The 25,333-nt window shown below is 67.5% G+C and carries 27 protein-coding genes; 22 read left to right on the top strand and 5 right to left on the bottom strand.

The window, feature by feature from the left end:
• Positions 1–44 precede the first annotated feature (44 nt).
• Positions 45–821 (bottom strand): ParA family protein, encoded by a 777-nt coding sequence (locus tag P5705_RS06810; protein ID WP_213659253.1) that lies wholly within the window; start codon positions 819–821, stop codon positions 45–47.
• 319 nt (positions 822–1,140) lie between these two features.
• On the opposite strand from P5705_RS06810, the gene P5705_RS06805 reads away from it, so the two are divergent.
• From P5705_RS06805 to P5705_RS06705, 21 genes are read left to right on the top strand one after another with little or no spacing between them, the layout of a single operon-like run.
• Positions 1,141–1,863 (top strand): beta-ketoacyl synthase chain length factor, encoded by a 723-nt coding sequence (locus tag P5705_RS06805; RefSeq protein WP_277460119.1) that lies wholly within the window; start codon positions 1,141–1,143, stop codon positions 1,861–1,863.
• A complete protein-coding gene (locus P5705_RS06800) occupies positions 1,839–2,657 on the top strand; it encodes a lysophospholipid acyltransferase family protein (protein ID WP_277460118.1) in 819 nt (272 codons plus the stop codon). The genes P5705_RS06805 and P5705_RS06800 overlap by 25 nt, the downstream gene beginning before the upstream one ends.
• Positions 2,626–2,898, top strand: a complete 273-nt coding sequence (locus P5705_RS06795; protein WP_213659250.1) for a phosphopantetheine-binding protein — start codon at positions 2,626–2,628, stop codon at positions 2,896–2,898. The genes P5705_RS06800 and P5705_RS06795 overlap by 32 nt, the downstream gene beginning before the upstream one ends.
• A gap of 9 nt (positions 2,899–2,907) precedes the next feature.
• Positions 2,908–3,162, top strand: coding sequence for an acyl carrier protein (locus tag P5705_RS06790; protein WP_277460117.1), 255 nt, complete (start codon positions 2,908–2,910; stop codon positions 3,160–3,162).
• Entirely contained in the window at positions 3,159–3,704 is a 546-nt protein-coding gene (locus tag P5705_RS06785) for a hypothetical protein (protein WP_277460116.1), read from the top strand. The genes P5705_RS06790 and P5705_RS06785 overlap by 4 nt, the downstream gene beginning before the upstream one ends.
• Positions 3,701–5,371: an AMP-binding protein gene (locus P5705_RS06780; protein ID WP_277460115.1), complete on the top strand. Its 1,671-nt coding sequence runs from the start codon at positions 3,701–3,703 to the stop codon at positions 5,369–5,371. The genes P5705_RS06785 and P5705_RS06780 overlap by 4 nt, the downstream gene beginning before the upstream one ends.
• Entirely contained in the window at positions 5,364–6,098 is a 735-nt protein-coding gene (locus P5705_RS06775) for a glycosyltransferase family 2 protein (RefSeq protein WP_277460114.1), read from the top strand. The genes P5705_RS06780 and P5705_RS06775 overlap by 8 nt, the downstream gene beginning before the upstream one ends.
• Positions 6,095–7,033, top strand: a complete 939-nt coding sequence (locus P5705_RS06770; protein WP_277460113.1) for a glycosyl transferase — start codon at positions 6,095–6,097, stop codon at positions 7,031–7,033. Before P5705_RS06775 ends, P5705_RS06770 begins: the two co-directional genes overlap by 4 nt.
• Entirely contained in the window at positions 7,014–8,558 is a 1,545-nt protein-coding gene (locus P5705_RS06765; protein ID WP_277460112.1) for an HAL/PAL/TAL family ammonia-lyase, read from the top strand. The genes P5705_RS06770 and P5705_RS06765 overlap by 20 nt, the downstream gene beginning before the upstream one ends.
• A complete protein-coding gene (locus tag P5705_RS06760; RefSeq protein WP_213659243.1) occupies positions 8,551–8,976 on the top strand; it encodes an acyl-CoA thioesterase in 426 nt (141 codons plus the stop codon). Before P5705_RS06765 ends, P5705_RS06760 begins: the two co-directional genes overlap by 8 nt.
• A complete protein-coding gene (locus P5705_RS06755; RefSeq protein WP_277460111.1) occupies positions 8,973–9,695 on the top strand; it encodes an outer membrane lipoprotein carrier protein LolA in 723 nt (240 codons plus the stop codon). Before P5705_RS06760 ends, P5705_RS06755 begins: the two co-directional genes overlap by 4 nt.
• Positions 9,685–12,000 (top strand): MMPL family transporter, encoded by a 2,316-nt coding sequence (locus tag P5705_RS06750; protein ID WP_277460110.1) that lies wholly within the window; start codon positions 9,685–9,687, stop codon positions 11,998–12,000. The genes P5705_RS06755 and P5705_RS06750 overlap by 11 nt, the downstream gene beginning before the upstream one ends.
• A gap of 2 nt (positions 12,001–12,002) precedes the next feature.
• Positions 12,003–13,160: a sodium:proton antiporter gene (locus P5705_RS06745; protein WP_277460109.1), complete on the top strand. Its 1,158-nt coding sequence runs from the start codon at positions 12,003–12,005 to the stop codon at positions 13,158–13,160.
• The gene (locus P5705_RS06740; RefSeq protein WP_277460108.1) at positions 13,147–14,394 is read left to right on the top strand and encodes an NAD(P)/FAD-dependent oxidoreductase; all 1,248 of its coding nucleotides are present in this window, start codon (positions 13,147–13,149) and stop codon (positions 14,392–14,394) included. The genes P5705_RS06745 and P5705_RS06740 overlap by 14 nt, the downstream gene beginning before the upstream one ends.
• Positions 14,391–15,122 (top strand): class I SAM-dependent methyltransferase, encoded by a 732-nt coding sequence (locus P5705_RS06735; protein WP_277460107.1) that lies wholly within the window; start codon positions 14,391–14,393, stop codon positions 15,120–15,122. The genes P5705_RS06740 and P5705_RS06735 overlap by 4 nt, the downstream gene beginning before the upstream one ends.
• A complete protein-coding gene (locus P5705_RS06730) occupies positions 15,119–15,604 on the top strand; it encodes a hypothetical protein (RefSeq protein WP_277460106.1) in 486 nt (161 codons plus the stop codon). The genes P5705_RS06735 and P5705_RS06730 overlap by 4 nt, the downstream gene beginning before the upstream one ends.
• Positions 15,601–16,794 carry a beta-ketoacyl-[acyl-carrier-protein] synthase family protein gene (locus P5705_RS06725; RefSeq protein WP_277460105.1) on the top strand — a complete coding sequence of 398 codons (1,194 nt, stop codon included), beginning with the start codon at positions 15,601–15,603 and terminating at the stop codon, positions 16,792–16,794. The genes P5705_RS06730 and P5705_RS06725 overlap by 4 nt, the downstream gene beginning before the upstream one ends.
• The gene (locus P5705_RS06720; protein WP_277460104.1) at positions 16,791–17,261 is read left to right on the top strand and encodes a hotdog family protein; all 471 of its coding nucleotides are present in this window, start codon (positions 16,791–16,793) and stop codon (positions 17,259–17,261) included. Before P5705_RS06725 ends, P5705_RS06720 begins: the two co-directional genes overlap by 4 nt.
• Entirely contained in the window at positions 17,254–17,982 is a 729-nt protein-coding gene (fabG, locus tag P5705_RS06715) for a 3-oxoacyl-ACP reductase FabG (RefSeq protein WP_277460103.1), read from the top strand. The genes P5705_RS06720 and fabG overlap by 8 nt, the downstream gene beginning before the upstream one ends.
• The gene (locus tag P5705_RS06710) at positions 17,982–19,208 is read left to right on the top strand and encodes a beta-ketoacyl-ACP synthase (protein WP_277460102.1); all 1,227 of its coding nucleotides are present in this window, start codon (positions 17,982–17,984) and stop codon (positions 19,206–19,208) included. The genes fabG and P5705_RS06710 overlap by 1 nt, the downstream gene beginning before the upstream one ends.
• Before the next feature lie 24 nt (positions 19,209–19,232).
• Positions 19,233–19,661: a hypothetical protein gene (locus P5705_RS06705; protein ID WP_277460101.1), complete on the top strand. Its 429-nt coding sequence runs from the start codon at positions 19,233–19,235 to the stop codon at positions 19,659–19,661.
• A gap of 142 nt (positions 19,662–19,803) precedes the next feature.
• Here the strand turns inward: P5705_RS06705 and P5705_RS06700 are convergent, their stop codons facing one another.
• Entirely contained in the window at positions 19,804–20,697 is an 894-nt protein-coding gene (locus P5705_RS06700) for a LysR family transcriptional regulator (protein ID WP_277460100.1), read from the bottom strand.
• A gap of 110 nt (positions 20,698–20,807) precedes the next feature.
• On the opposite strand from P5705_RS06700, the gene P5705_RS06695 reads away from it, so the two are divergent.
• Entirely contained in the window at positions 20,808–22,049 is a 1,242-nt protein-coding gene (locus P5705_RS06695; RefSeq protein ID WP_277460099.1) for an MFS transporter, read from the top strand.
• Between the two features lie 79 nt (positions 22,050–22,128).
• On the opposite strand, the gene P5705_RS06690 is transcribed toward P5705_RS06695, so the two are convergent.
• The 3 genes from P5705_RS06690 to P5705_RS06680 all read right to left on the bottom strand — a co-directional run bounded on the left by P5705_RS06690 (position 22,129) and on the right by P5705_RS06680 (position 25,302).
• Complete coding sequence (locus tag P5705_RS06690) at positions 22,129–22,476, bottom strand: NirD/YgiW/YdeI family stress tolerance protein (RefSeq protein ID WP_277460098.1); 348 nt, start codon at positions 22,474–22,476, stop codon at positions 22,129–22,131.
• A 115-nt stretch (positions 22,477–22,591) separates the two neighbouring features.
• Positions 22,592–23,656: a uroporphyrinogen decarboxylase gene (hemE, locus tag P5705_RS06685; RefSeq protein WP_277460097.1), complete on the bottom strand. Its 1,065-nt coding sequence runs from the start codon at positions 23,654–23,656 to the stop codon at positions 22,592–22,594.
• 227 nt (positions 23,657–23,883) lie between these two features.
• Positions 23,884–25,302, bottom strand: coding sequence for an FAD-dependent oxidoreductase (locus P5705_RS06680; protein ID WP_277460096.1), 1,419 nt, complete (start codon positions 25,300–25,302; stop codon positions 23,884–23,886).
• Positions 25,303–25,333: the final 31 nt, after the last annotated feature.

Below are 25,333 nucleotides of genomic sequence, written 5' to 3'. Positions count from 1 at the left end.
CGCTCGATCGTCCAGACACCAGGTAACTCCGGCCCCACCACGCTTTATCCAGCATTCTCCTCAAGCAACGAATGCAATTCGACGAACTGCTGGGTCAGCTTGTGCCGTGGCTCCAGGTGGATCAGCGGCAGGCTGGCGTGGTGGGACTCGCGCATCTTCACCGAGCTGCCGAGGTATACCGGGAGCACTGGCAACCCTTCGGCCAGCAGCTCGTCGAGCATCTGCTGCGGCAGGCTGGCACGTGACTGGAACTGGTTGACCACAATGCCTTCGACCACCAGTTCTTCGTTGTGGTCGTCCTTCAATTCGTCGATCTCGGCCAGCAGGCCGTACAGCGCCTGGCGCGAGAAACTGTCGCAATCGAAGGGAATGAGCACGCGATCAGCAGCGATCAACGCGGAAACCGCATAGAAATTCAAGGCTGGCGGGGTATCGATGTAGATGCGATCGTAGTCCTCGTCCAGCTCTTCCAGCAGTTTTCTCAGCTTGTTGATCTTGTGCTTGGCCTCGAGCTTGGGCTGCAAGTCGGCCAGCTCCGCCGTGGCGGTGACCACATGCAGGTTGTCGAAGGGGGTTTCATAGATATCGACCTTGTTCTTCTTGGCGAACGGCCCGCTGGACAGCGACTGCTTGAAGAAGTCGGCGATGCCCATGGGAATGTCGTCGCCGGTCAGGCCGGTCAGGTACTGGGTCGAGTTGGCCTGGGCATCCAGGTCGATCAGCAGGGTCCGGTAGCCTTCGCTGGCACTCACCGCCGCCAGATTGCAGGCAATGCTCGACTTGCCCACGCCACCTTTCTGATTGAACACCACGCGCCGCATGACAGACCTCCGTGTATCAACGAATGCCCGAGTATGTGGCGCCGCACCGGTATTGGCCAGCACTCTTCGCTCAAGTTGCAGCGTGTACGACCGACAACCTCTCTCTGACCAGCCGTCGGAAATTGCCTACCCGGATCATCCAACTCGATACTTCTTCGAGAATGCAATGTCTGACTGGCAAGAATGTAACGACTAATTGCTACACACCTCCGTCACCGGGATAATGCGCGCCACTCGGCAAAGCGCCACCCTGCAAGGTCTGTGTTCCGAGTCATTCCCAAGGCAAGGAAGTCCCACAGAGCGGGAAGTAACAAGCACCGTGATCACCTTTGATATCAGCCAATGGCGCGCCTGGGCCCCCGGCCTGCCGACGCCCGCCGACTGGCAATCCTGGGCCGCCACCGGCGCACGCCCCTGCGCCGACGCGCAGGTGCCGGACGTGTCGTTCCTGCCCGCCATGCAGCGTCGCCGCCTCAGCCAGCTGGCGCGCATGGCGTTCGCCGTGGGCTGGCCGCTGACCGAGGGTTGCGCGCCGATGCCACTGGTGTTCGTTTCGCGCCACGGTGAAACCCCGCGCACCTTCTCGATCCTCAGCGACCTGGCCGACCAGCAGCCACTTTCGCCCACCCAGTTCAGCCTGTCAGTGCACAACGCCGTGATCGGCCTGTGGTCGATCCTGCGCGGCGAAACCTGCGAGATGACCGCCCTGGCTGCGGCCGGCGACGGCTTCGAACAAGGCCTGCTCGAGGCCGCTGGCCTGTTGCGCGAAGGCGCCCCGGCAGTGCTGCTGATCATTGCCGAGGAACTGCCGCCACCGGTGTACGGCCCCTGGATCGACGACGTGCCCTTCGCCTATGCGCTGGCTTTACGCCTCACGGCTGGGCGACAATGGGGAATAGCACTAAGCCACCATTCCTCGCCGGACGCGCCGCGCCCCCCGCTGCCTCACGCCCTGAACTGGTTGAAAGCCTCGCTGGGCAACACTGACTCCTTTACCCACACCTGGAACCGTCGCACATGGAACTGGCAACGACAGCCATAGAGCGTCCGCGGGACGCCTATCACTGGCGCCTGCTGGCCACCGCCCTGAGCTTCGGCCTGTTCGGCCTGGGCGGCCTGTGCCTGCGCCTGCTGGTCTTCCCCCTGCTCGCCTGCCTGCCAGGTGACGCCGCGCGCCACCGCCAGCGCGCCCGGCGCACCATCGGCTGGCTGTTCTGGCGCTTCATCCGCTTCATGCACGCCGCCGGCGTGCTCACCTACGAAGTCGAAGGCGCCGAGCGCCTGGGCCGGCCCGGGCAGATGATCATCGCCAACCATCCGTCGCTGATCGACGTGGTGTTCCTCATCGGCCTGGTGCGCCAGGCCAACTGTGTGGTCAAGCACAGCCTGTTCACCAACCCGTTCACCCGCGGCCCGGTGAGCGAGGCCCAGTACATCGGCAACGACGGCAGCATGGACATGCTCGACAACGCCGTTGCCGCGCTGCAGCAAGGCCAACCGCTGATCATCTTCCCCGAGGGCACGCGCACCGCGCCCGGCCAGGCCCCCGCCTTTCATCGCGGCGCCGCGGCCATCGCCCTGCGCGGTGCGAAGATCATCACACCGGTGACCATCCGCGTCAGCCCCACCACCCTGACCAAGCACGAGCCCTGGTATCGCATCCCCTGCCGTCGCGTGCATTTCAGCCTGCGCGTCGGCGCCGATATCGACCCCCAGGCCTACGCCGCCATGGGCCCGGCGCCGATCGCGTCGCGCCGCCTCAACGAATTTCTGCACCAGCACTACATAAAGGAGCTCGCCGCCGATGAGCGATGCACAGCAACACCTGCACCATGACCTCAAGCAACTGATCATCGACGCCCTCGGCCTGGAAGACATCAGCGTGCAGGACATCGACGACCAGCAGACCCTGTTCGGCGAAGGCCTGGGCCTGGACTCGGTGGACGCCCTCGAACTCGGCCTGGCGATCCAGAAGCGCTACGGCATCAAGATCGACGCCGACGCCAAGGACACCCGTAACCATTTCACCAACGTCGCCACCCTCGCGGCGTTCGTCACCGCTCGCCAGGCAGCCTGAGACCGCACCATGCAAACCCGTGAAGACATCTTCAACATCCTGCGCGCCGCCCTGGTCGAGCTGTTCGAACTGGAACCCGAGCGCGTCACCCTGGACGCCAACCTGTACCAGGACCTGGAAATCGACAGCATCGACGCCGTCGACCTGATCGACCACATCAAGCGCCAGACCGGCAAGAAGATCGCCGCCGACGACTTCAAGTCGGTGCGCACCGTCAATGACGTGGTAGAGGCGGTGCACCGCCTGGTCAACCCGGCGGCATGAAGCGCCTGATCGGCCTCGGCCTGCTGCTGGCCGGGCTGCTGTACCCCTTCGCGGTGCATTTCGGCATGGCCCATTTCGCCCCCTGGCAATTCGGCCTGCTGCTGGGTGGCCTGTGGCTGGCCCGTGCCCTGAGCACGCCGCGCCGCCCGGGCAACCTGTGGATGGCGCTGGTGGCGCTGGCGTTCTGCGCCCTGCTGGGGTGGTCCGACAGCCCGCAGTTGCTGCGCTGGTACCCGGTGCTGATCAGCGCCTTCATGCTGGCCCTGTTCGGCGCCAGTCTGCTGCGCGGCATGCCGGTGGCCGAACGCCTGGCGCGCCTGCGCGACCCCGACCTGCCGCCCCATGCCGTGCACTACACCCGGCGCGTGACCCAGGTGTGGTGCCTGTTCTTCCTGGGCAACGGCCTGATCGCCGCCAGCCTGACCCTGTGGGCGCCACTGGCCTGGTGGACCCTGTACAACGGCCTGATCGCCTATGCCGCGATGGGCCTGCTGTTCGCCGTCGAATGGCTGATAAGACAACGTGTGCGAGGACGCTCATGAACTGGATCAACCTCGAACACCTGCTGCGCCCGCTGGATGCGCCGCGCCGGGTGACCCAGGCGCCGGCCCTGGACCACGCCGAGCTGTGCCACCAGGCCCTGCGCCTGGCCGGCGGCCTGCGCCAACGCGGGGTCCGACGCCTGGCCGTGCACCTGGAAGACGCCGCGTCGCTGGCCATCGCCCTGCTCGGTGCCTGGCGTGCAGGCGTGGAAGTGCTGCTGCCCGCCGACCTGCAACCCGCCACCCGTGAGCGCTGGCACACCCAGGTCGACCTGTGGCTGACCGCCGACGAACACCTCGACTACCTGCTGGGCGAGGCCCTTGCCCCCGCCGACCTGGACCTGGACGCCTGCCGCGTGAGCCTGTGCACCTCCGGTTCCAGCGGCGAGCCCAAGCGCATCGACAAGCAACTGCGCCAGCTGGCCAACGAAGTAAACGCCCTGGAACAACTCTGGGGCCAGGACCTGGGCAACGCCTGGATCATCGGCAGCGTCGCCACCCAGCACATCTACGGCCTGCTGTTCCGCGTGCTCTGGCCACTGTGCGCCGGACGCGGCTTCGAGCGCCGCCAGCTGCCGTTCCCCGAGGACCTGCAGCGCGCCAGCCGCGAGCACCCGGCGTTCGCCTGGGTGGCCAGCCCGGCGCTGCTCAAGCGCATGGGCGACAACCTCGACTGGCCGGCCCTGAGCCCGGTACGCCGGGTGTTCTCCTCGGGCGGCGAGCTTCCGTCCGATGCCACCGAACGCCTGTACCGGCTGCTGGGCCAGTGGCCGACCGAGATCCTCGGCAGCTCCGAGACCGGCGGTATCGCCTGGCGCCAGGGCCAGCCCCTGTGGCAACCATTCTGCGACGTGCGCTTGAGCCAGGATGAACACGGCGCCCTGCGCATCGCCTCGCCCTACCTGCCCGCCGGGCACGTCGAGCAGAGCGCCGATGCCGCCGAGTTCAGCGCCGACGGGCGCTTCCGCCTGCTCGGCCGGCTGGACCGCATCGTCAAGCTCGAAGAAAAACGCATCTCGCTGCCCATGCTCGAACAGGCCCTGTGCGCCCATGCCTGGGTCGCCGAGGCGCGCCTGGGGGTAATCGAGGAAGGCCGCGCCTACCTCGGCGCCCTGGTGGCCCTGACCCCGGCCGGCCTGCACGCCCTGCGCAACCAGGGCCGCCGCGCTGTGATCGATGGGCTGCGCCAGCACCTGGCCGGCCACTGCGAGGCGCTGGCCCTGCCACGGCGCTGGCGCCTGGCGCGCCAGTTGCCGTTCAACACCCAGGGCAAACTGCCCCAGGCAGAGCTGCTGGCGCACCTGGAAGCCTCGCGCAGCATGGCGCCGGAGGTGCTGGAGCACACGCGACAGGGCGAGGAACTGCACCTGCGCCTGGCCGTCCCCCTGGACCTCGCCTGCTTCTCCGGGCACTTCCCGCAAACGCCGGTACTCCCGGGCGTGGTCCAGCTCGACTGGGCGATCGCCCTGGCCGCCTCGCACCTGCGGCTGGCCCATCGCTTCGCCGGGATGGAAGTGCTCAAGTTCCAGCAACTGGTGCGCCCCGGCGACGAATTGCTGCTGAGCCTGCGTTTCGATGCCGACCGCGGCAAGCTCTACTTCGCCTACACCTGCGCCGGGCAGCCCTGCTCCAGTGGCCGCATCGTGCTGGAGGCCGCCCATGCATAAGCCCTGCGCGGTGATCCCGGTGTACAACCACGAGCAGGCGGTGCCCCAGGTGGTCGACGACCTGCTGCGCGCCGGCCTGCCCTGCGTGCTGGTCGATGACGCCAGCCATGCCCCCTGCGCCCGGGTACTGGGCCAACTGGCCGAACGCGACGACGTTCACCTGGTCACCCTGGCGGTCAACCAGGGCAAGGGCGGCGCGGTGATGGCCGGCCTGCGCGAAGCCGCGCGGCTGGGCTTCAGCCACGCCCTGCAAGTGGACGCCGACGGCCAGCACGACCTGGCCGATGTCAGCCGTTTCCTGGAACAGTCGCAGGCTTACCCGCAGGCCCTGGTGTGCGGTTATCCACAATACGACGCCAGCGTGCCCAAAGGCCGGCTGTATGCCCGCTACCTCACTCACGTGTGGGTGTGGATCAACAGCCTGTCGCTGCGCATCCCCGATTCGATGTGCGGCTTTCGCGTCTACCCGCTGCCCGCGACCCTGGCGATGATCGACAGCGTCAACCTCGGCCGGCGCATGGACTTCGACCCGGAGATCCTGGTGCGCCTGTCGTGGCGCAACCAGCCGATGCGCTGGCTGCCGACCAAGGTCCACTACCCCCAGGACGGCCTGTCGCACTTCCGCCTGTTCCACGACAACGCGCTGATCTCGAAGATGCACGCCAAGCTGTTCTTCGGCATGCTCCTGCGCGCGCCGCTGATCCTCTGGCGCAGGTGGCGCGGATGAACGAGCGCCCGCAACACTGGGCCGAGCACCAGGAGCGCGGCAGCTTCTGGCTGATGAAGCTCACCGCCACCCTCGCCCGCCTGCTCGGGCGGCGCGTGCTCAGCCCGCTGATCCACGTGATCGTCGCCTACTTCTTCGTCTTCGGCGGCCGCGCCCGGCGCAGCGCCTGGCAGTACCAGCAGCGCCTGCACCGCTGGAGCGCCGGCCAGGTCCAGGCCCCCGGCCAGTGGCGGGTGTTCCGCCAGTTCATGGCCTTCGCCGAGGCGCTGCTGGACAAGCTCGACGTGTGGAACGGCCGGCTGGCGCTCTCGCAGATCGACATCGTCGACCCGGCCAACCTGCGCCAGCAGTTGCGTGGCGAGCGCGGCCAGATGCTGGTGGGCGCGCACCTGGGCAACCTGGAAGTGTGCCGGGCCCTGGCCGAGATCGGCGAAAAAGTGACCATGAACGTGCTGGTGCATACCCGCCATGCCGAACACTTCAACCGCCTGCTGGGCGAAGCCGGCGCCAGCCACCTGCGCCTGATCCAGGTCAGCGAGCTGGACCCGGCCGTGATGCTGCAACTGTCCGAGCGCCTGGAGCGCGGCGAATGGCTGGCGATTGCCGGCGACCGTGTGCCGCTGCACGGCGGGCGCACCGTGGAAGTGGAGTTCCTCGGCCACCCGGCAGCGTTCCCCCAGGGGCCGTGGCTGCTGGCCGGGCTGCTGGGTTGCCCGCTCAACCTGCTGTTTTGCCTCAAGCAACAGGGCCGCTACCAGGTCACCCTCGAGCCGTTCGTCGAGCGCCTGCAGTGGCGCCGTGGCCAGCGCGACGCGGTGATCGCCGAGTGGGCCGCCCGCTACGCCGAACGCCTGGGCCACTACTGCGCCCAGGCACCGCTGCAATGGTTCAATTTCTACCCCTTCTGGAAGACCGATGACGATGCATCCGCATGAGCCTGTAACCTTCGGCGAAGCGCCGCTGGCGATCGAAGACGTCCTGGCCCTGGCCGAGCGCCGCGCCCCGTCGCGCCTGCAGGCTGACGCTGCCTACCGCGAGCGCATCGCCCGTGGCGCGCGCTTCCTCGATACCTTGCTGGACAAGGAAGGGGTGATCTATGGCGTGACCACCGGCTACGGCGACTCCTGCGTGGTGGCCGTGCCGCTGGAGCATGTCGAGGCCCTGCCCCGCCACCTCTACACCTTCCATGGCTGCGGCCTGGGCCGGTTGCTCGACGCCCCGGCCACCCGCGCCGTGCTGGCCGCGCGTCTGCGCTCGCTGAGCCATGGTGTGTCCGGCGTGCGCCTGGAACTGCTGGAGCGCCTGCAGGCCTTCATCGAACACGACATCCTGCCGCTGATCCCGGAGGAAGGCTCGGTCGGCGCCAGCGGCGACCTGACGCCGCTGTCGTACGTGGCGGCGGCCCTGTCGGGCGAGCGCGAGGTCCTGTACCAGGGCGAACGCCGCAGCAGTGCCGACGTGCACCGCGAACTGGGTTGGCAGCCCCTGGTGCTGCGCCCCAAGGAAGCCCTGGCGCTGATGAACGGCACCGCGGTAATGACCGGCCTGGCCTGCCTGGCCTTCGCCCGCGCCGACTACCTGCTGAAGCTGGCCACGCGCATCACCGCGCTCAATGTCATCGCCTTGCAGGGCAACCCTGAACACTTCGACGAACGCCTGTTCGCCGCCAAGCCGCACCCCGGCCAGACCCAGGTCGCCGCCTGGCTGCGCCAGGACCTGGCCATCGACGCCCCGCTGCCGCCGCTGCACCGCCTGCAGGACCGCTACTCGCTGCGTTGCGCGCCCCACGTGTTGGGCGTGCTGGCCGACAGCCTGGGCTGGCTGCGCGGGTTCATCGAAACCGAGCTCAACAGCGCCAACGACAACCCGATCATCGACGGTGACGCCGAGCGCGTGCTGCATGGCGGGCACTTCTATGGCGGGCACATCGCCTTCGCCATGGACAGCCTGAAGAACCTGGTGGCCAACGTCGCCGACCTGCTCGACCGCCAGCTCGCGCTGCTGGTGGACGTGCGCTACAACCATGGCCTGCCGAGCAACCTCTCGGGCGCCGAGGCCGAGCGCGCCATGCTCAACCACGGTTTCAAGGCCGTGCAGATCGGCGCCAGCGCCTGGACCGCCGAGGCGCTCAAGCAGACCATGCCGGCCAGCGTGTTCTCCCGCTCCACCGAGTGCCACAACCAGGACAAGGTGAGCATGGGCACCATCGCCGCCCGCGACGCCCTGCGCGTGCTGGAACTGACCGAACAGGTCGCTGCCGCCACGCTGCTGGCCGCCAACCAGGGCGTCTGGCTGCGCCAGCGCCTGGCCGACGCCCACGCCCTGCCGCCAGCCCTGGCACAGATGCACGCGGCGCTGCTGGAGGACTTCGCGCCGGTCACCGAGGACCGTGCCCTCGAGCACGACCTGCGCCTGTGCCTGGCCCGTATCGGCCAGCGCCACTGGAGGCTGCATGCGTAACCCCGGGGTGTTCCACGTCGACAGCGAGATCGTCGTGCCGTTCTTCGACGTCGACAGCATGCACATCGTCTGGCACGGCCACTATGTGAAGTACCTGGAAGTCGCCCGCTGCGCGCTGCTCGACCGCCTGGAGCACGACTACCTGCGGATGCAGGCCAGCGGCTATGCCTGGCCGGTGATCGACCTGCAACTGCGCTACATCCGCGGCGCCACCTTCGGCCAGCGCCTGACCGTGCGCGCCAGCCTGGTGGAGTGGGAGAACCGTTTGAAGATCCACTACCTGATCAGCGACGCCACCACCGGCGAACGCATGACCCGCGCCAGCACCGTGCAGGTGGCCGTGCACATCGAAAGCGGCGAAATGCAGCTGGCCTCGCCCCAGGCCATGCTCGACGCCGTCGCCAAGGTGTTGCCATGAGCGCCGCACGGTCCCTGTGGGAGCGGCCTTGCGTCGCGAAAGGGCCGCGAAGCGGCCCCCGGATTTCGGCAACGCTGCGTCAATGGCTGGGGCCGCTGTGCGGCCCTTTCGCGACACAAGGCCGCTCCCACAGGGCTCTGATAACTATCGCCCTGCTACTCGCCAGCCCCCTGACCCTCGCCTTCAGCCTCGACGACCTGCAAAAGCAGCTCAGCGAACCCGCCGTGGTCAGCGGCCCCTTCATCCAGGAAAAACACCTGCGCGCCCTACCCCAGCCACTGACCAGCAAGGGCCGTTTCGTCCTGGCCCGCGACCACGGCCTGCTCTGGCTGCTGCAAACCCCGCTGCGCCAGGACTACCGCATCGACGCCCAGGGCATCGCCCGCCGCGACCCGAGCGGCTGGCAAACGCTGCCCGCCCGCAGTGCCGGCGCCGAGCAGAACCGCCTGTTCTTCGCCGTGCTGCAAGGCGACAGCAGCGGCCTGCAACGCGATTTCGAACTGGCGCTTTCAGGCGACGCCACCCACTGGCAATTGCGCCTGACCCCACGCTCGCTGCTGCTCAAGCAAGTGTTCACCCGCATCGACATCGCCGGCGGACGCTACGTCGAGCGCATCGAACTGAGCGAGACCCAGGGCGACAGCACCGTGCTGCGCATGCCCGAGAGCCAAGGCGCCAGCGCCCTCAGCGACGCGGAGCGCAGCGATTTTGCCGACTGAACGCCTGTTGCCGCGCTTGTTCGCGGGCCTGCTGCTGATCATGCTCGCCATGGCCGGCTGGCAATGGCATCGGGGCGCGCCGCTGTCGGCCGACCTGATGACCCTGGTGCCCGGCGCCACCCAGGACCCGCTGGTCAAGCAAGCCGAACAACGCATGCAGGAACCGCTCAACCGCGAGCTGCTGGTGCTGGTCGGCCATCCCCAGCGCGAACAGGCCGTCGCCCTGGCCGAACATCTGGCCGCTCAGTGGCAGGCCAGCGGCCTGTTCGAGAAAGTGCAATGGAGTGTGCAGACCGACCTGCAAGCCCTGCGCGGGCAACTGCTGCAAGGTCGCCTGGCGATGCTCGCGGTCCGCGACCGCCAGTTGCTGGCCGAGCAGCCCGACACCTTCATCGAACAACGCCTGCAAAGCCTGTTCGACCCATTCGCCGGCTTCAGCCTGGTGGCCAGCCAGGATGACTGGCTCGGTCTGAGCGGCCGCATCCAGCAGAGCCAACCCAAGCCGGTCAACGTGCAACTGGATACCGCCAGCGGCGCGCTGGTCGCCGAGGCCGACGGCCAGCAGTGGGTGCTGCTGCGCGCCCGCACCCTGGGCAACGCCTTCGACATGCACCTGCCCTTGCAGGTGGCCGACCTGCTGGCCCACGCCCGCGTCGAGGCCAGCCAGCAGGGTGCCCAGCTCCTGGCGGCCAGCGGCCTGCTGTACGCCGCGGCCGGCCAGCAACAGGCCAGCCGCGAGATCACCTGGGTCGGCGGCGGCGCCACCGTGGGTATCCTGCTGCTGTTGCTGCTGGCCTTCCGTCGCTGGCGCGTGCTGCTGGCCTTCGTGCCGGTGCTGGTGGGCATGCTGTTCGGCTCGGTGGTGTGCGTGGTGCTGTTCGGGCAGATGCACGTGATGACCCTGGTGCTCGGCTCCAGCCTGATCGGCGTGGCCGTCGACTACCCGTTGCACTACCTGTCCAAGAGCTGGAGCCTGCACCCCTGGCGCAGCTGGCCGGCCGTGCGCCTCACGCTGCCGGGGTTGAGCCTGAGCCTGGCGACCAGTTGCATCGGCTACCTGGCCCTGGCCTTCACGCCATTCCCGGCGCTGACCCAGATCGCCGCGTTCTCGGCCGCCGGCCTGGTCGGCGCCTACCTCAGCGCCGTGTGCCTGCTGCCGGCCTTGCTCGGCGGCGTCGAACTGCGCCCGGCCCAGTGGCCGCTGCGGGTCGCGCAATGGCTGACCGAGCTGCGCGCCAGCCTGCTGCGCCGTGTGCCCAGCGCCGCGCTGCTGGCCCTGCTGGTGCTGTTCTGCGCCGCCGGGCTATGGCGCCTGGATAGCCGCAACGACGTGCGCCAGTGGGTTGGCAGCCCTCCCCAGCTGCTGGAGGAAGCCCAGGCCGTGGCGCGCATCACCGGTTACCAGCCCACCAGCCAGTTCTACCTGGTGCGCGGCGCCGATCCGCAGCAACTGCTGGAGCGCCTGCGGGCGCTGTCGGAAAAACTCGACGAGCTGGTCGACTTGGGCAAGCTCAAGGGCTACATGTCCCTCGATCGACTGGTTGCCAGCCCAACCGAGCAAGCGCGCACCCTCCAGGCCCTGGAGCGGCTGCCCGAACACTGGCAACCGTTGCTGGCCCAGGGCGTGCCGGAAACCGTGCTGCTGGCCGAGCTCAAGCAATTGCGCCAACTGCCGATCCAGTCCATCGACGATGTCCTCGCCGGCCCCTTGGGCGAACCTTGGCGCGCCTTGTGGCTGGGCCAGGTGGACCAGGGCGTGGCGGCCGTCGTCAGCCTCCAGGGGCTGAACGATACGCCCTTGCTGCGCCTGCAGGCCGATGGCCTGCCCGGCGTGCAACTGGTGGACCGGCTGGGTGAGTTGAACCAGCTGTTCGCCGCCACCCAGGTCAGCGCCGCCGAGCTCAAGCTGCTGTCGTGCGCGCTGATCCTGGTGCTGCTGGTGCTGCCGTTCGGCCTGCGCGGTGCCTTGCGCATCGTCGCCCTGCCCCTGCTTGCCGCGCTGTGCAGCCTGGCCCTGCTGGGTTGGCTCGGCCAGCCGCTGACATTGTTCAGCCTGTTCGGCCTGTTGCTGGTGACCGCCATCGGCGTCGACTACGCGATCCTCATGCACGAGCGCGTCGGCGGCGAGGCGGTAAGCCTGCTGGGCACCCTGCTGGCGGCACTGACCACCTGGCTGTCGTTCGGGCTGCTGGCCCTGTCGAGCACCCCGGCGGTGAGCAATTTCGGCCTGGCGGTGAGCCTGGGCCTGGCAATGAGCTTCATCCTGGCCCCCTGGGCCGCGTCGCGCGAAGGAGCGCACAGCTGATCATGACCGTGTTGTTGTTCTGGGGCCTGGCCCTGCTGCTGTTCGCGCTGGCCTGCGCGCTCGGCAAGCGCGTGGGGCTGATCCCGATCGTCAGCCAGCTGCTGCTGGCGACCCTGGCGCTGCCGCTGCTGATGCTGCTGTGGGTCGAGCCGCACTGGCAGCTAGACGGCGCCGCGCTGGTCGCGCCAGGCTGGCTCAAGGCCCTGTACGGCTGCAGCTTCGCCCTGCTGCTGGGGCACATCCTCACCGACGTCGCCGAGCTGCGCGTCGACCGCGAGGCGCTGAAACTCGCCTTGCCCAGCTTCCTGGTGCCCTTCGCCTGCGGCCTGGCCTGCGCGCTGTGGCTGCTGGACCAGGGCGGCCTCACCGCGCTGGCCCTGGGCTTGGTATTCGCCATCACCGCGATCCCGGTGCTGTACCTGTACCTGCGCGCCATTGACTATCCTCCCGCGGCCAGCCGTCGGCTGCTGCAGGCAGCGATCCTCATCGACCTGGCCTGCTGGCTGCTGCTGGGCCTCGGCCAGGGCAGCCTGCAACCGGGCAGCCTGGCCTGGCCGCTGCTGGCCGCGGTCCTGCCCGTGCCGCTGCACTTCGCCGGCCTGCGGGCGCCGAAGGTATATGGCGCGCTGTTCCTGGCGCTGCTGTTCGTCGCCGAGCATTACCGGCTCAATGCCCTGGTCTTCGGTATCGGCTACCTGGCCTGCCTGGCCTGGCTCAAGGTCCCGGTGCGCCTGCCACTGTCGAGCACCTGGAACCGCCGCCTGCAGCAGGGCGTGGCGGTGCCGCTGATCCTCACCTACGGCGTGGTGCAGATCGATGTGCACCACGCCCTGCAAGGCTTCGATGCGCTGCAACTGGCCGCCCTGATGGCCCTGCCGATCGCCAGCAAGCTGCTGGGCAACTGGCTGGGCCTGTGCTGGGCCGCCCCGTCGTTCGCCGGCGCGAGCAAGTGGCGCGAGAGCCTGCTGCTGAACATCCGTGGCCTGAGCGAAATCGTCTTCCTCAACCTGCTGCTGCAACAAGGGCTGATCGGCCCGGCGCTGTACTTCGCCCTGATGCTGATGAGCCTGGTCGCCACCCTGATGCCGGCATTGGCCGGCCTGCACCGGATTCCCCTGAATACTGCCCCGACGGCAAGGAGCCCTCATGCCGAACTGTGAACTGCAACAACGCCAGGTGCTGGTGATCGGCGCCGGGCCTTCCGGCGCCATCGCCGCCGCCCTGCTCAAGCGCAAGGGCCATGATGTGCTGGTGATCGAGCGCCAGCGCTTCCCGCGCTTCTCCATCGGCGAGAGCCTGCTGTCCCACTGCCTGGACTTCGTCGAAGAGGCCGGGATGCTCGAGGCCGTCGAGGCTGCGGGCTTCCAGCACAAGAACGGCGCCGCCTTCGCCTGGGGCGAGGAATACAGCGCGTTCGACTTCGGCCTGACCTTCTCCCAGGGCAAGCCGAGCACCTTCCAGGTGCAGCGCGCGCAGTTCGACCAATTGCTCGCCGACCAGGCGCAAGCCCAGGGCGTGGAGATCCGCTACGAGCACGAGATCGTCAGCGTCGACATGGGCGGCGACTGCCCGCGCGTGCGGGTGCGCCGCCCCGAGGGTGACGAATACGAAGTGGAAAGCGCCTTCGTGCTCGACGCCAGCGGCTACGGCCGCGTGCTGCCACGCCTGCTGGAACTGGAAGCACCGTCGAACTTCCCGGTGCGCCAGGCGGTGTTCACCCATATCGAGGACCGCATCGACCACCCCGGCTTCGACCGCGACAAGATCCTCATCACCACCCACCCCGAACACCGTGACATCTGGTTCTGGACCATTCCGTTCAGCAATGGCCGCACCTCCCTTGGCGTGGTCGCCGCCGCCGAGCGCTTCGCCGAGGCGCCGGTCGACCTGGACGCCTGCCTCAAGCACTTCGTGGCGCAGACCCCGAGCCTGGCCAAGGTGCTGGCCAATGCCGTGTGGGACACCCCCGCACGCACCATCGGTGGCTACTCGGCCAACGTCAGCACCTTGCACGGCCCGGGCTTCGCCCTGCTGGGCAATGCCGCCGAGTTCCTCGACCCGGTGTTCTCCTCGGGCGTGACCATCGCCATGCGCTCGGCGAGCATGGCCGCCAACCTGCTGCACCGTCAGCTGGAGGGCGAAGCGGTGGACTGGCAGGCTGAGTTCGCCACGCCGCTCAAGCGCGGCGTCGATACCTTCCGCGCCTATGTCGAAGGCTGGTACGACGGCAGCTTCCAGGACGTGATCTATCACCCCGGCAGCTCGCCGGAGATCCGCGCCATGATCAGCTCGATCCTGGCCGGCTACGCCTGGGACCTGCGCAACCCGTTCGTCGCCGAGCCCAAGCGCCGCCTGCGCACCCTCGCCGAGCTGTGCGCGAGGACGCCGGCATGAGCCAGCAACCCTACCTGAGCGACACCTACGTCGAAGAGACCCGTATCGGCTTCTGGTTCCTGCGCAGCCACACCTGGCAACACCATGTGCTGCGCGTGGCGATCAACGACCTGCGCCAGCTGTTCGACGGCGAACCGCCCCAGGCGCCGGTGCTGCTCGATGCGGGTTGCGGCCAAGGCAAGTCGTTCAAGCACCTGGTGCAGGCATTCGCGCCGTCACGCCTGCTGGGTACCGACGCCGACCCGCACAGCCTGGCGCTGAGCGCCGCCGAGGCGCAACGGCTGGGTGTCGAGGTGGAACTGCGCGGCAGCGACTGCGCCGCACTGCAGTTCCCCGACGCCAGCGTCGACATCCTGTTCTGCCACCAGACCTTCCACCACCTGGTGGAGCAGGAGAAGGCCCTGGCCGAGTTCCACCGGGTGCTCAAGCCCGGCGGCTACCTGCTGTTCGCCGAATCCACCGAGGCCTACATCGACACCTGGGTGATCCGTTGGCTGTTCCGCCACCCCATGCACGTGCAGAAGAGCGCCGAAGGCTACCTGCAGATGCTGCGCGACCAAGGCTTCGAATTCGCCGCGCGCAACGTGTCCTACCCTTATCTATGGTGGAGCCGCTCGAAGGACTTCGGCCTGCTCGAACGCCTGGGCCTGCGCAAGCCGCCACCGGTTGGCCAGCGCGAGGAAACCCTGGTCAATGTGGTGGCGCGCAAGCCACTGGAGCAACCATGAAACACCTGCTGGCGCTGTGCCTGTGCCTGTTGCTCGGCGCCTGCGCCGCACGACCGCCGCTGCCTGAGACGCTGCCCTCGCTGGCGCTGCCGCGCCAGCTGCATGTGCAGCGCGAGCAGGACGGCCAACGCCAGGACTGGCTGCTGGTAATCCAGGGCGAAGACCACCGCCTGCGCTGGTCACTGCTCGACCTGCTGGGCATCCCCCAGGCCCGCCAGTTGCTCGATGGTACACGCTGGCAGGCCGACGGCCTGCTGCCACCCAACCCGGCTGCGCGCGAGTTGTTCGCCGCCGTGCTGTTCGCCCTGACACCCGCCGAGCAACTGCAGCGCCTGTACCCACAGGCTCGCCAGCAGGGCCAGCAACGCTGGCTGGGCGACCGCTGGCAGGTCAGCTATCGGGCCAGCGACCGCTTCACCTTGAACCTGGGCCAGGGCCTGCGCTATGAAGTCAGCCCATTGCCCAGCGAGAGCACACCATGACTGCCTACCTCAACGCCCTGGGCCTGGTCTGCGCCCTCGGTCGCGGCCAGGCCCAGGTGGCCGCGCGCCTGTTCGCCGCTGACTGCTCCGGCATGCAGCCCCAGGACGGCTGGGTGCCGGACCGCCGCCCCCCCGTGGGCGCGGTGAGCGGCGAGCTGCCCGCCGTGCCGCTGCCCGAACAGCACAGCCGCAACAACCAGCTGCTCTACTGCGCGGCCTTGCAGATCGAGCCCGTGATCCGCCAGGCGATCGCCGAATTCGGCGCGCAGCGGGTCGGCGTGGTGCTGGGCACCAGCACCTCGGGCATCGCCGAAGCCAGCGCCGGCATCGCCCATTACCTGCGCGAAGGGGCGCTGCCCGACAGCTACCATTACGACCAGCAAGCGCTGAGCGCCCCCGCCGAATTCCTCGCCGACTGGCTGCAACTGAGCGGCCCGGCCTACGTGATCTCCACCGCCTGCACCTCCAGCGGCCGGGCGCTGCTGAGCGCGCGCCGCCTGCTCGACCTGGGCCTGTGCGACGCGGTGCTGTGCGGTGGCGTCGACAGCCTGTGCGGGCTGACCCTCAACGGTTTCAGTGCCCTGGACGCGGTCAGCGAACAACGCTGCAACCCGTTCTCGGTGAACCGCGACGGCATCAATATCGGCGAAGGCGCGGCGCTGTTCGTCATGACCCGCACGCGCCCGGCGCAAGGCCATGCCATTGCCTTGCTCGGAGCCGGCGCCAGCTCCGATGCTCACCACATTTCGGCACCGGACCCCACCGGCAAAGGTGCCTTGCAAGCCATGGCCAAGGCCCTGGACAATGCCGGCCTGGCCGCGGCGCAGATCGACTACCTGAACCTGCACGGCACCGCCACCCAGCACAACGACGCCATGGAAAGCCTGGCCGTGCATGCCCTGTTCGGCGCCGGCACGCCCTGCTCGTCGAGCAAGCCCATGACCGGCCACACCCTGGGTGCGGCCGGTGCGCTGGAAGCGGCCTTCTGCTGGCTGGCCCTGAGCGAGCACAACCCGGACGGCCGGCTGCCCCCGCATGTGTGGGACGGCCAGCGCGACCCGCAACTGGCGAACCTGGCCCTGGCCGACAGCAGCCATCGCCTGCCCCAGGGCCGCCCGCGCCAACTGATGAGCAATTCGTTCGCCTTCGGCGGCAACAACGTGAGCCTGATTCTCGGAGACACCCCATGATTGCCTGGCCTTTGGCCGAACTGCTGCCCCACGCCGGCGACATGATCCTGATCGATCAGGTCGACAGCTGCGACGAGGAGCAGATCCACACCCGTGCCACCGTGCGTCCCGGCGGCCTGTTCAACCGCGCCGACGGCAGCCTGCCGGCGTGGCTGGGCCTTGAGCTGATGGCCCAGAGCGTGGCCGCCTACGCCGGCTGCCGCGCACGCCGCCTCGGCCAGCCCGTGGAGCTGGGCTTCCTGCTCGGCACCCGCAAGTTCGAATGCGACGTCGAGCAGTTCCCGGCCGGCGCCGAGTTGCACATCCACGCGCTGCGCTCGCTGGAAGACGACAACGGCATGGGCGTGTTCGAATGCCACCTGCGCGGCCCCGGCATCCACGCCAGCGCCCGCCTGAATGTCTACCGTCCGCCGCAAGTGGCCAGCTACCTGGCCGAGGCGGGCCCTGAGGAGTCCCCCCATGACTGACACCATCCTGGTCACCGGCTCCAGCCGTGGCATCGGCCGGGCCATCGCCCTGCGCCTGGCGCGCGCCGGTTTCGACCTGGTCCTGCACTGCCGCAGCGGCCGCGCCGAGGCCGACGCCGTCGCCGCCGAGGTCCAGGCCCTGGGCCGCCAGGCACGGGTGCTGCAGTTCGATGTCGCCGACCGCGCGGCCTGCAAGGCCGTCCTGGAAGCCGATGTGGAGACCCACGGCGCCTACTACGGCGTGGTGTGCAATGCCGGCCTGACCCGCGACGGCGCCTTCCCGGCCCTGACCGAGGACGATTGGGACCAGGTCATGCGCACCAACCTGGACGGCTTCTACAACGTCCTGCACCCACTGACGATGCCGATGATCCGCCGCCGCGCGCCGGGCCGCATCGTCTGCGTCACCTCGGTGTCCGGGCTGATCGGCAACCGCGGCCAGGTCAACTACAGCGCCTCCAAGGCCGGCCTGATCGGCGCCGCCAAGGCCCTGGCGATCGAGCTGGGCAAGCGCCGCATCACCGTCAACTGCGTGGCCCCGGGGCTGATCGACACGGCCATGCTCGACGAGCACGTGCCAGTGGACGAGCTGCTGAAGATGATCCCCGCCGGGCGCATGGGCACGCCGGAAGAAGTGGCCGGCGCGGTGAATTTCCTCATGTCGCCCGAGGCGGCCTACATCACCCGCCAGGTGCTGGCGGTCAACGGAGGGCTGTGCTGATGCGCCGCGTCGTCGTCACCGGCATGGCCGGCCTCACCGCCCTGGGCAATGACTGGGCCACCATCGCCGGGCATTTCGCCCAACGCCGCAGCGGCATCCGCCGCATGGACGAGTGGGACCGCTTCGAGGAGCTCAACACCCGCCTGGCCGGCCCCATCGATGACTTCCAGGTGCCCGGCCACTGGACCCGCAAGCAGCTGCGCAGCATGGGCCGGGTGTCGCGCCTGGCGGTCGCCGCCGCCGAGCGCGCCCTGGCCGACGCCGGCCTGCTCGATGACCCGAGCATCCGCGACGGCCGCATGGGCGTGGCCTGCGGCTCGTCCACCGGCAGCACCGACGAGATCAAGGCCTTCGGCAACATGCTGCTCAACTCGGTGGCCGACGGCCTGAACGCCAACTCCTACGTGCGCATGATGCCCCACACCACGGCGGCCAACATCAGCATCTTCTTCGGCCTCACCGGGCGCCTGATCCCCACCTCCAGCGCCTGCACCAGCGGCAGCCAGGGCATCGGCTACGCCTACGAGGCGATCAAGTTCGGCCGCCTGCCAATGATGCTCGCCGGTGGCGCCGAAGAGCTGTGCCCCACCGAGGCCATGGTGTTCGATGCGCTGTACGCCACCAGCCTGAAGAACGACACCCCGCACCTGAGCCCGCGCCCCTACGACATCGACCGCGATGGCCTGGTGATCGGCGAAGGCGGCGGCATGCTGGTGCTCGAGGAACTGGAGCACGCCCTGGCCCGCGGTGCGCGGATCCATGCCGAGATCGTCGGTTTCGGCAGCAACGCCGATGGCCAGCACACCACCCGCCCGGAGCAGACCACCATGCGCCGGGCCATGGAGCTGGCCCTGGAAGACGCGGGTCTGGCCCCCGAGGCGATCGGCTACGTCAACGGCCACGGCACCGCCACCGAACAGGGCGACATCGCCGAGACCCAGGCCACCAGCAGCCTGTTCGGCCCGCGCATGCCGATCAGCTCGCAGAAGAGCTTCCTCGGCCACACCCTGGGTGCCTGTGGCGCGCTGGAGTCGTGGTTCAGCATCGAGATGCTGAACAGCGACCGCTACGTGCCCACCCTCAACCTCGACCACGTCGACCCGCGCTGCGGCGAGCTGGATTACCTGCGCGGCGAGTTCCGTGCGATGAACCACGAACATGTGATGAACAACAACTTCGCCTTCGGCGGGGTCAACACCTCGTTGATCTTCCGTCGCTGGCCCTGAGATCCCCCTAACGGAGAGCAAGGAATGTCCCCATCCATCCGCGCCGTGGCCTTGGGCCTGGCGCTGGCCGGCCTGGCCGGCTGCACCTCGAAACCGGTGTTGAACCCCACCGAGCAGTTGACCGCCAGCCATGCCTACAGCCAGCCGCAAGTGCAGCAGGCGATCCTCAAGGCCATCGCCGAGCGTGGCTGGACCGCACGCAACGTCGGCCCCAACCTGATCCAGGCCGACATCACCGTGCGCAACACCTTCTTCGCCGCCGTGGATATCCACTACAGCCCCAGCCAGTTCCGCATCGCCTACCGCGACAGCCGCGAGCTGGGTTACAACGACGGCAAGATCCACCGCAACTACAACCGCTGGGTCTACAACCTGGACCGCAGCATCGTGCGCGAACTGAACGCCGCGCACACGCAGAGCCTGCTGCAACAGCAGAGCAACGCCCTCAATTGATCAAGGACTGATCCATGCGCCTCAAAGCCCGAGGCGCATGCCCCTGTAGAAGCCGGCTTTGCCGGCGAATGGGCCAGTCGGTGAATGGCACTGGCTTTGCCAGTGTTCGCCGGCAAGGCCGGCTCCTACAGGTGGGGGCTGGTCAGCCGCACAACTTGCCGGTGAGCAGTTCGGCAAAGGCCTTGGCCATTGCCGAACCACCCCGTTCACGCTGCACCAGCCACACCGCCGTCACCGCCTCTTCGTCCAGCAGCGTGCGGTACACCACCCCGTCGATGCGCATGCGCTGGAACGACGCCGGCAACACCGACACCCCCAACCCCGCCGACACCAGGCCGATGATGGTCATCGCCTCCCCCGCCTCCTGGGCGAAATGCGGGCTGAAACCCGCCTGACGCGCCAGGCTCAGCAGTTGCGCATGCAGCCCGCTGCCGTAGCTGCGTGGGAAGAACACGAACGGCTCTTGAGCCAGGTCCGCCATGTACACCCCCGGCCCAGCGCTCTGGGCCAACGGATGCGAGGCGTTGATCACCGCCACCAGCGGCTCGCGCAGCAACTCGGTGGCCACCAGGCCCTCGGGCAACGGCATCGGCCGCATCAGGCCCACCTCGATCGACTCGTCGAACACCCCTTCGGCCACGTCCCGGCTGCTCATTTCCTTGAGGTTCAGGTGCACCGCCGGGAAGCGCTGGCGAAAAGCATTCAATGCCTTGGGGATCTTCGAGGTGAACGGTGCCGAGGAGGTGAAGCCGATCTTCATCTCGCCCAGTTCGCCCAGTTGCGCACGCCGGGCCACGTCGGCGGCCTTCTCCACCTGGGCGAGCACCTGCCGCGCTTCCTCCAGGAACAGCCGCCCCGCCTCGCTGAGCTCGACCCGACGGTTGGTGCGCTCGAACAGGCGCGCCCCCAGTTCCTGCTCCAGGGCCTGGATCTGCTGGCTCAAGGGCGGTTGTGAGATCCCCAGTTGCTGGGCCGCGCGGCCGAAATGCAGCTCTTCGGCCACGGCGATGAAATAGCGCAGGTGACGCAGTTCCATGATCGACTCCAATAGGTCGCCAGACATATCAAACAGGTCGAACAATATATTGGATCTAATCATTAGCCAGCTATATGATTTTTTCACCGCAACACCTGAGGTACCCGCCCGTGAGATCCGCCGTAGCGCCCCTGCCTGTCGAACCCGAGCCTGCCTTCAGCGACATCTGGATCGAGAAAGGCACCCCCGCCTTCATGAAGACCGTGCTGGCCCTGTTCAGCGGCGGCTTCGCCACCTTCGCCCTGCTGTACTGCGTGCAGCCGATGATGCCGCTGCTGTCGCAGGAGTTCTCCATCAATGCGGCGCAGAGCAGCCTGGTGCTGTCGGTGTCCACCGCGATGCTGGCCTTCGGGCTGCTGATCACCGGGCCGATTTCCGACCGTGTCGGGCGCAAGCCGGTGATGGTCTTTGCACTGTTGTGCGCGGCCCTGGCGACCCTGGCCAGCGCGGTGATGCCAAGCTGGGAGCTGGTGCTGGCGACCCGCGCCCTGGTGGGCCTGTCGTTGAGCGGCCTGGCGGCGGTGGCGATGACCTACCTGAGCGAGGAGATCCACCCGCAGCACATCGGCCTGGCCATGGGGCTGTATATCGGCGGCAACGCCATCGGCGGCATGAGCGGGCGGTTGATCACGGGAGTGCTGATCGACTTCGTCAGCTGGCACACGGCGATGCTGACCATCGGTGGCCTGGCGCTGGTGGCGGCCCTGGTGTTCTGGAAAGTGCTGCCCGAGTCACGCAATTTCCGCCCCCAGGCGCTGAACCCACGCAGTCTGCTGGACGGTTTCACCATGCACTTCAAGGATGCCGGGTTGCCCTGGTTGTTCCTCGAGGCCTTCCTGCTGATGGGCGCCTTCGTCACCCTGTTCAACTACATTGGCTACCGTCTGCTGGCCGGGCCCTACCACATGAACCAGGCACTGGTCGGGTTGCTCTCGGTGGTGTACCTGTCGGGGATCTACAGTTCGGCTCAGGTTGGCGCCCTGGCTGACAAGCTGGGCCGGCGCAAGGTGTTCTGGGCCAGTATCCTGGTGATGGCGGGTGGCTTGCTGATGACCCTGGCAAGCCCGCTTGCGATGATCATCATCGGCATGCTGGTGTTCACCTTCGGATTCTTTGGCGCACACTCCGTGGCCAGCAGCTGGATCGGGCGCCGGGCATTGAAGGCCAAGGGGCAGGCGTCGTCGCTGTACCTGTTCTGCTATTACGCCGGGTCGAGTGTCGCCGGGACGGCGGGCGGGGTGTTCTGGCACATGGCCGGATGGAACGGCATCGGGCTGTTCATCGGCAGCCTGCTGGTGGTGGCGTTGCTGGTGGCGCTGCACCTGAGCAGGCTGGCGCCCAAGACCGCGTGAGCTTTTTCGCCGGCAAGCCGGCTCCTGCAGGGAGTGCATCCATCCTGTAGGAGCCGGCTTGCCGGCGAACAATCGCTGATCAGTTGATGATCTCGACGATATCCACATCCACCTCACGGCTCATCAGGTGCTTCTCCACCTCGCCGGTCAGCTTGACCCGGGTCTTCTCGTTGAACGGCGTTGGCGGCAGGTCTTCGTTGTCGATCTCGACGGTGATGGTGCCGGTGTTGTCCTTGAATTCGTACTTGTCGTCGTTGTTGATCTTCTTGGTCACGAAGCCCTGCAGCACCACCGGGGTGTCATCGGCGGCCTCCTTGGCGGCGGCGACGCTGGTCACCGCCTGGGCGCCAGGGCCGGTGTAGCCGGCGGCCAGGGCGGCAGTGCTGAACAGTGGGGCGAGGATCAGGGGCAGGTAACGGGCTTTCATGGTGATCGGGTCCTGTTTGCGTTTCGATGGCACCAGATTACCGACGATCGCTGAATTCAAACTTAATGCAACAAAAAAGCCCGGCACTAGGCCGGGCTTTTTTGTTGCGCGTCGATTACTGGTGGTACTGCGCCGACAGTTCGTGCACCGCGTTGATGAACACACCCGCGTGCTCCGGATCGACCTCCGGGGTGATGCCATGGCCCAGGTTGAACACATGGCCGCTGCCCTTGCCGTAACTGGCCAGGATCCGCGCCACTTCCTTGCGGATGGCTTCGGGCTTGGCGTACAGCACGGTCGGGTCCATGTTGCCTTGCAGCGCTACCTTGTCACCCACGCGGCGACGGGCATCGCCGATCTCACAGGTCCAGTCCAGGCCCAGCGCGTCAGCGCCGGCCTCGGCGATGCTTTCCAGCCACAAGCCACCGTTCTTGGTGAAGAGAATGACCGGCACCTTGCGCCCTTCGTGCTCGCGGATCAGGCCGCTGACGATCTTGCGCATGTAGGCCAACGAGAACTCCTGGTAGGCCGCCGCCGAGAGGTTGCCGCCCCAGGTGTCGAAGATCTGCACCGCCTGGGCACCGGCCAGGATCTGGCCGTTGAGGTAGCTGGTGACCGACTGCGCCAGCTTGTCCAGCAGCAGGTGCAGGGCTTCTGGGTTGTCGTAGGCCATGGCCTTGGTCTTGCGGAAGTCCTTCGACGAGCCGCCCTCGACCATGTAGGTGGCCAGGGTCCAGGGGCTGCCGGAGAAACCGATCAGCGGCACGCGGCCGTTGAGCTCGCGGCGGATGGTGCTGACCGCGTCCATCACGTAGCCCAGGTCCTTCTGCGGGTCGGGGATCGGCAGGGCTTCGATGTCGGCCAGGGTGCTGATGACCTTCTTGAAGCGCGGGCCTTCGCCGGTTTCGAAGTACAGGCCCTGGCCCATGGCGTCGGGGATGGTGAGGATGTCCGAGAAGAGGATCGCCGCATCCAGCGGGTAGCGGTCCAGCGGCTGCAGTGTCACCTCACAGGCGAACTGCGGGTTCATGCACAGGCTCATGAAGTCGCCGGCCTTGGCACGGCTGGCGCGGTACTCCGGGAGGTAGCGGCCGGCCTGGCGCATCATCCAGACCGGGGTGACGTCTACGGGTTGCTTGAGCAGTGCACGCAGGAAACGATCGTTCTTCAGGGCAGTCATGTCGGCATCCGGAAAAAAAGTGCGGGCATTTTCTCAGACGCAGACGCAAAAGGCACGGCCATGGCCATGCGTTTTGTCTATCGGGTGCCGTGGATCAAACGTTTTTGTATACAAAAATGGAACCTGGGGCTGCTCCGCAGCCCTTTCGCGGCACAAGGCCGCTCCTACAGAGGAACGCGTTCTCCTGTAGGAGCGGCCTTGTGCCGCGAAAGGGCCGCAAAGATCGATCAGACTTCGAGGTAGTCCAGGATCCCTTCGGCAGCAGTACGGCCCTCAAAGATGGCCGTCACCACCAGGTCCGAGCCCCGCACCATGTCGCCACCGGCAAACACTTTCGGGTTGCTGGTCTGGTGCTTGAACCTGCCCTTCTCCGGCGCCACCACGCGGCCCTGGCTGTCGGTGCGGATATCGAACTGCTCGAACCACGGTGCCGGGCTCGGGCGGAAGCCGAAGGCGATCACCACGGCATCGGCCGGCAGGATCTCCTCGGAGCCCGGGATCGGCTCGGGGCTGCGGCGGCCACGGGCATCCGGCTCGCCGAGACGGGTCTCGACCACCTTCACGCCTTCGACCTTGTCCTCGCCGACGATGGCGATGGGCTGGCGGTTATAGAGGAACTTCACGCCCTCTTCCTTGGCGTTCTTCACCTCTTTGCGCGAACCCGGCATGTTGGCTTCGTCACGGCGATAGGCACAGGTCACCGACTTGGCACCCTGGCGGATCGAGGTGCGGTTGCAGTCCATCGCGGTGTCACCACCGCCCAGCACCACGACCTTCTTGCCCTGCATGTCGACGAAGTCTTCCGGCGACTTTTCAAAGCCCAGGTTGCGGTTGACGTTGGCGATCAGGAAGTCCAGCGCGTCATGCACGCCCGGCAGGTCTTCACCAGGGAAGCCGCCCTTCATGTAGGTGTAGGTGCCCATGCCCATGAACACCGCGTCGTACTCGGCGAGCAGCTGCTCCATGGTGATGTCCTTGCCCACCTCGGTGTTCAGGCGGAACTCAATGCCCATGCCGGTGAAGACTTCGCGGCGATTGCTCAGCACGGTCTTTTCCAGCTTGAACTCGGGAATACCGAAGGTCAGCAGTCCACCGATCTCCGGGTTCTTGTCGAACACCACCGGCGTCACGCCAGCACGCACCAGCACGTCGGCGCAGCCAAGGCCCGCCGGGCCGGCGCCGATGATGGCGACGCGCTTGCCGGTGGGCTTGACCTTGGACATGTCCGGGCGCCAGCCCATGGCGAAGGCGGTGTCGGTGATGTACTTCTCCACCGAGCCGATGGTCACCGCGCCGAAGCCGTCATTCAGCGTGCAGGCCCCCTCGCACAGGCGGTCCTGCGGGCACACGCGGCCGCACACTTCCGGCAGGGTGTTGGTCTGGTGCGACAGCTCCGCCGCGGCCAGGATGTTGCCTTCGGAGACCAGCTTCAGCCAGTTGGGGATGAAGTTGTGCACCGGGCACTTCCACTCGCAGTACGGGTTGCCGCAGCCCAGGCAACGGTGTGCCTGCTCGACCGACTGCTGCGGCTTGAAGGGCTCGTAGATCTCGACGAACTCTTTCTTGCGCTGGCGCAGCAGCTTTTTCTTCGGGTCCTTGCGGCCCACTTCGATGAACTGGAAGTCGTTGTTCAGACGTTCAGCCATTTTTCAAAACCTCTTTACCGCAGTTGCCGGC

Origin of the sequence: Pseudomonas entomophila, assembly GCF_029478665.1 — a bacterium.
GTDB lineage: Bacteria > Pseudomonadota > Gammaproteobacteria > Pseudomonadales > Pseudomonadaceae > Aquipseudomonas > Aquipseudomonas entomophila_F.
Note: the sequence above shows the minus strand (reverse complement) of the source record. Positions and strands in the feature narration are given on the sequence as shown.

Excerpts from the sequence above, each read along its gene's own strand:
- P5705_RS06810 (WP_213659253.1), bottom strand. The coding sequence starts at position 821 with ATGCGGCGCGTGGTGTTCAATCAGAAAGGTGGCGTGGGCAAGTCGAGC.
- P5705_RS06800 (WP_277460118.1), top strand. The coding sequence starts at position 1,839 with ATGGAACTGGCAACGACAGCCATAGAGCGTCCGCGGGACGCCTATCAC.
- P5705_RS06795 (WP_213659250.1), top strand. The coding sequence starts at position 2,626 with ATGAGCGATGCACAGCAACACCTGCACCATGACCTCAAGCAACTGATC.
- P5705_RS06790 (WP_277460117.1), top strand. The coding sequence starts at position 2,908 with ATGCAAACCCGTGAAGACATCTTCAACATCCTGCGCGCCGCCCTGGTC.
- P5705_RS06785 (WP_277460116.1), top strand. The coding sequence starts at position 3,159 with ATGAAGCGCCTGATCGGCCTCGGCCTGCTGCTGGCCGGGCTGCTGTAC.
- P5705_RS06780 (WP_277460115.1), top strand. The coding sequence starts at position 3,701 with ATGAACTGGATCAACCTCGAACACCTGCTGCGCCCGCTGGATGCGCCG.
- P5705_RS06775 (WP_277460114.1), top strand. The coding sequence starts at position 5,364 with ATGCATAAGCCCTGCGCGGTGATCCCGGTGTACAACCACGAGCAGGCG.
- P5705_RS06770 (WP_277460113.1), top strand. The coding sequence starts at position 6,095 with ATGAACGAGCGCCCGCAACACTGGGCCGAGCACCAGGAGCGCGGCAGC.
- P5705_RS06765 (WP_277460112.1), top strand. The coding sequence starts at position 7,014 with ATGACGATGCATCCGCATGAGCCTGTAACCTTCGGCGAAGCGCCGCTG.
- P5705_RS06760 (WP_213659243.1), top strand. The coding sequence starts at position 8,551 with ATGCGTAACCCCGGGGTGTTCCACGTCGACAGCGAGATCGTCGTGCCG.
- P5705_RS06755 (WP_277460111.1), top strand. The coding sequence starts at position 8,973 with ATGAGCGCCGCACGGTCCCTGTGGGAGCGGCCTTGCGTCGCGAAAGGG.
- P5705_RS06745 (WP_277460109.1), top strand. The coding sequence starts at position 12,003 with ATGACCGTGTTGTTGTTCTGGGGCCTGGCCCTGCTGCTGTTCGCGCTG.
- P5705_RS06740 (WP_277460108.1), top strand. The coding sequence starts at position 13,147 with ATGCCGAACTGTGAACTGCAACAACGCCAGGTGCTGGTGATCGGCGCC.
- P5705_RS06735 (WP_277460107.1), top strand. The coding sequence starts at position 14,391 with ATGAGCCAGCAACCCTACCTGAGCGACACCTACGTCGAAGAGACCCGT.
- P5705_RS06730 (WP_277460106.1), top strand. The coding sequence starts at position 15,119 with ATGAAACACCTGCTGGCGCTGTGCCTGTGCCTGTTGCTCGGCGCCTGC.
- P5705_RS06725 (WP_277460105.1), top strand. The coding sequence starts at position 15,601 with ATGACTGCCTACCTCAACGCCCTGGGCCTGGTCTGCGCCCTCGGTCGC.
- P5705_RS06720 (WP_277460104.1), top strand. The coding sequence starts at position 16,791 with ATGATTGCCTGGCCTTTGGCCGAACTGCTGCCCCACGCCGGCGACATG.
- fabG (WP_277460103.1), top strand. The coding sequence starts at position 17,254 with ATGACTGACACCATCCTGGTCACCGGCTCCAGCCGTGGCATCGGCCGG.
- P5705_RS06710 (WP_277460102.1), top strand. The coding sequence starts at position 17,982 with ATGCGCCGCGTCGTCGTCACCGGCATGGCCGGCCTCACCGCCCTGGGC.
- P5705_RS06705 (WP_277460101.1), top strand. The coding sequence starts at position 19,233 with ATGTCCCCATCCATCCGCGCCGTGGCCTTGGGCCTGGCGCTGGCCGGC.
- P5705_RS06700 (WP_277460100.1), bottom strand. The coding sequence starts at position 20,697 with ATGGAACTGCGTCACCTGCGCTATTTCATCGCCGTGGCCGAAGAGCTG.
- P5705_RS06690 (WP_277460098.1), bottom strand. The coding sequence starts at position 22,476 with ATGAAAGCCCGTTACCTGCCCCTGATCCTCGCCCCACTGTTCAGCACT.
- hemE (WP_277460097.1), bottom strand. The coding sequence starts at position 23,656 with ATGACTGCCCTGAAGAACGATCGTTTCCTGCGTGCACTGCTCAAGCAA.
- P5705_RS06680 (WP_277460096.1), bottom strand. The coding sequence starts at position 25,302 with ATGGCTGAACGTCTGAACAACGACTTCCAGTTCATCGAAGTGGGCCGC.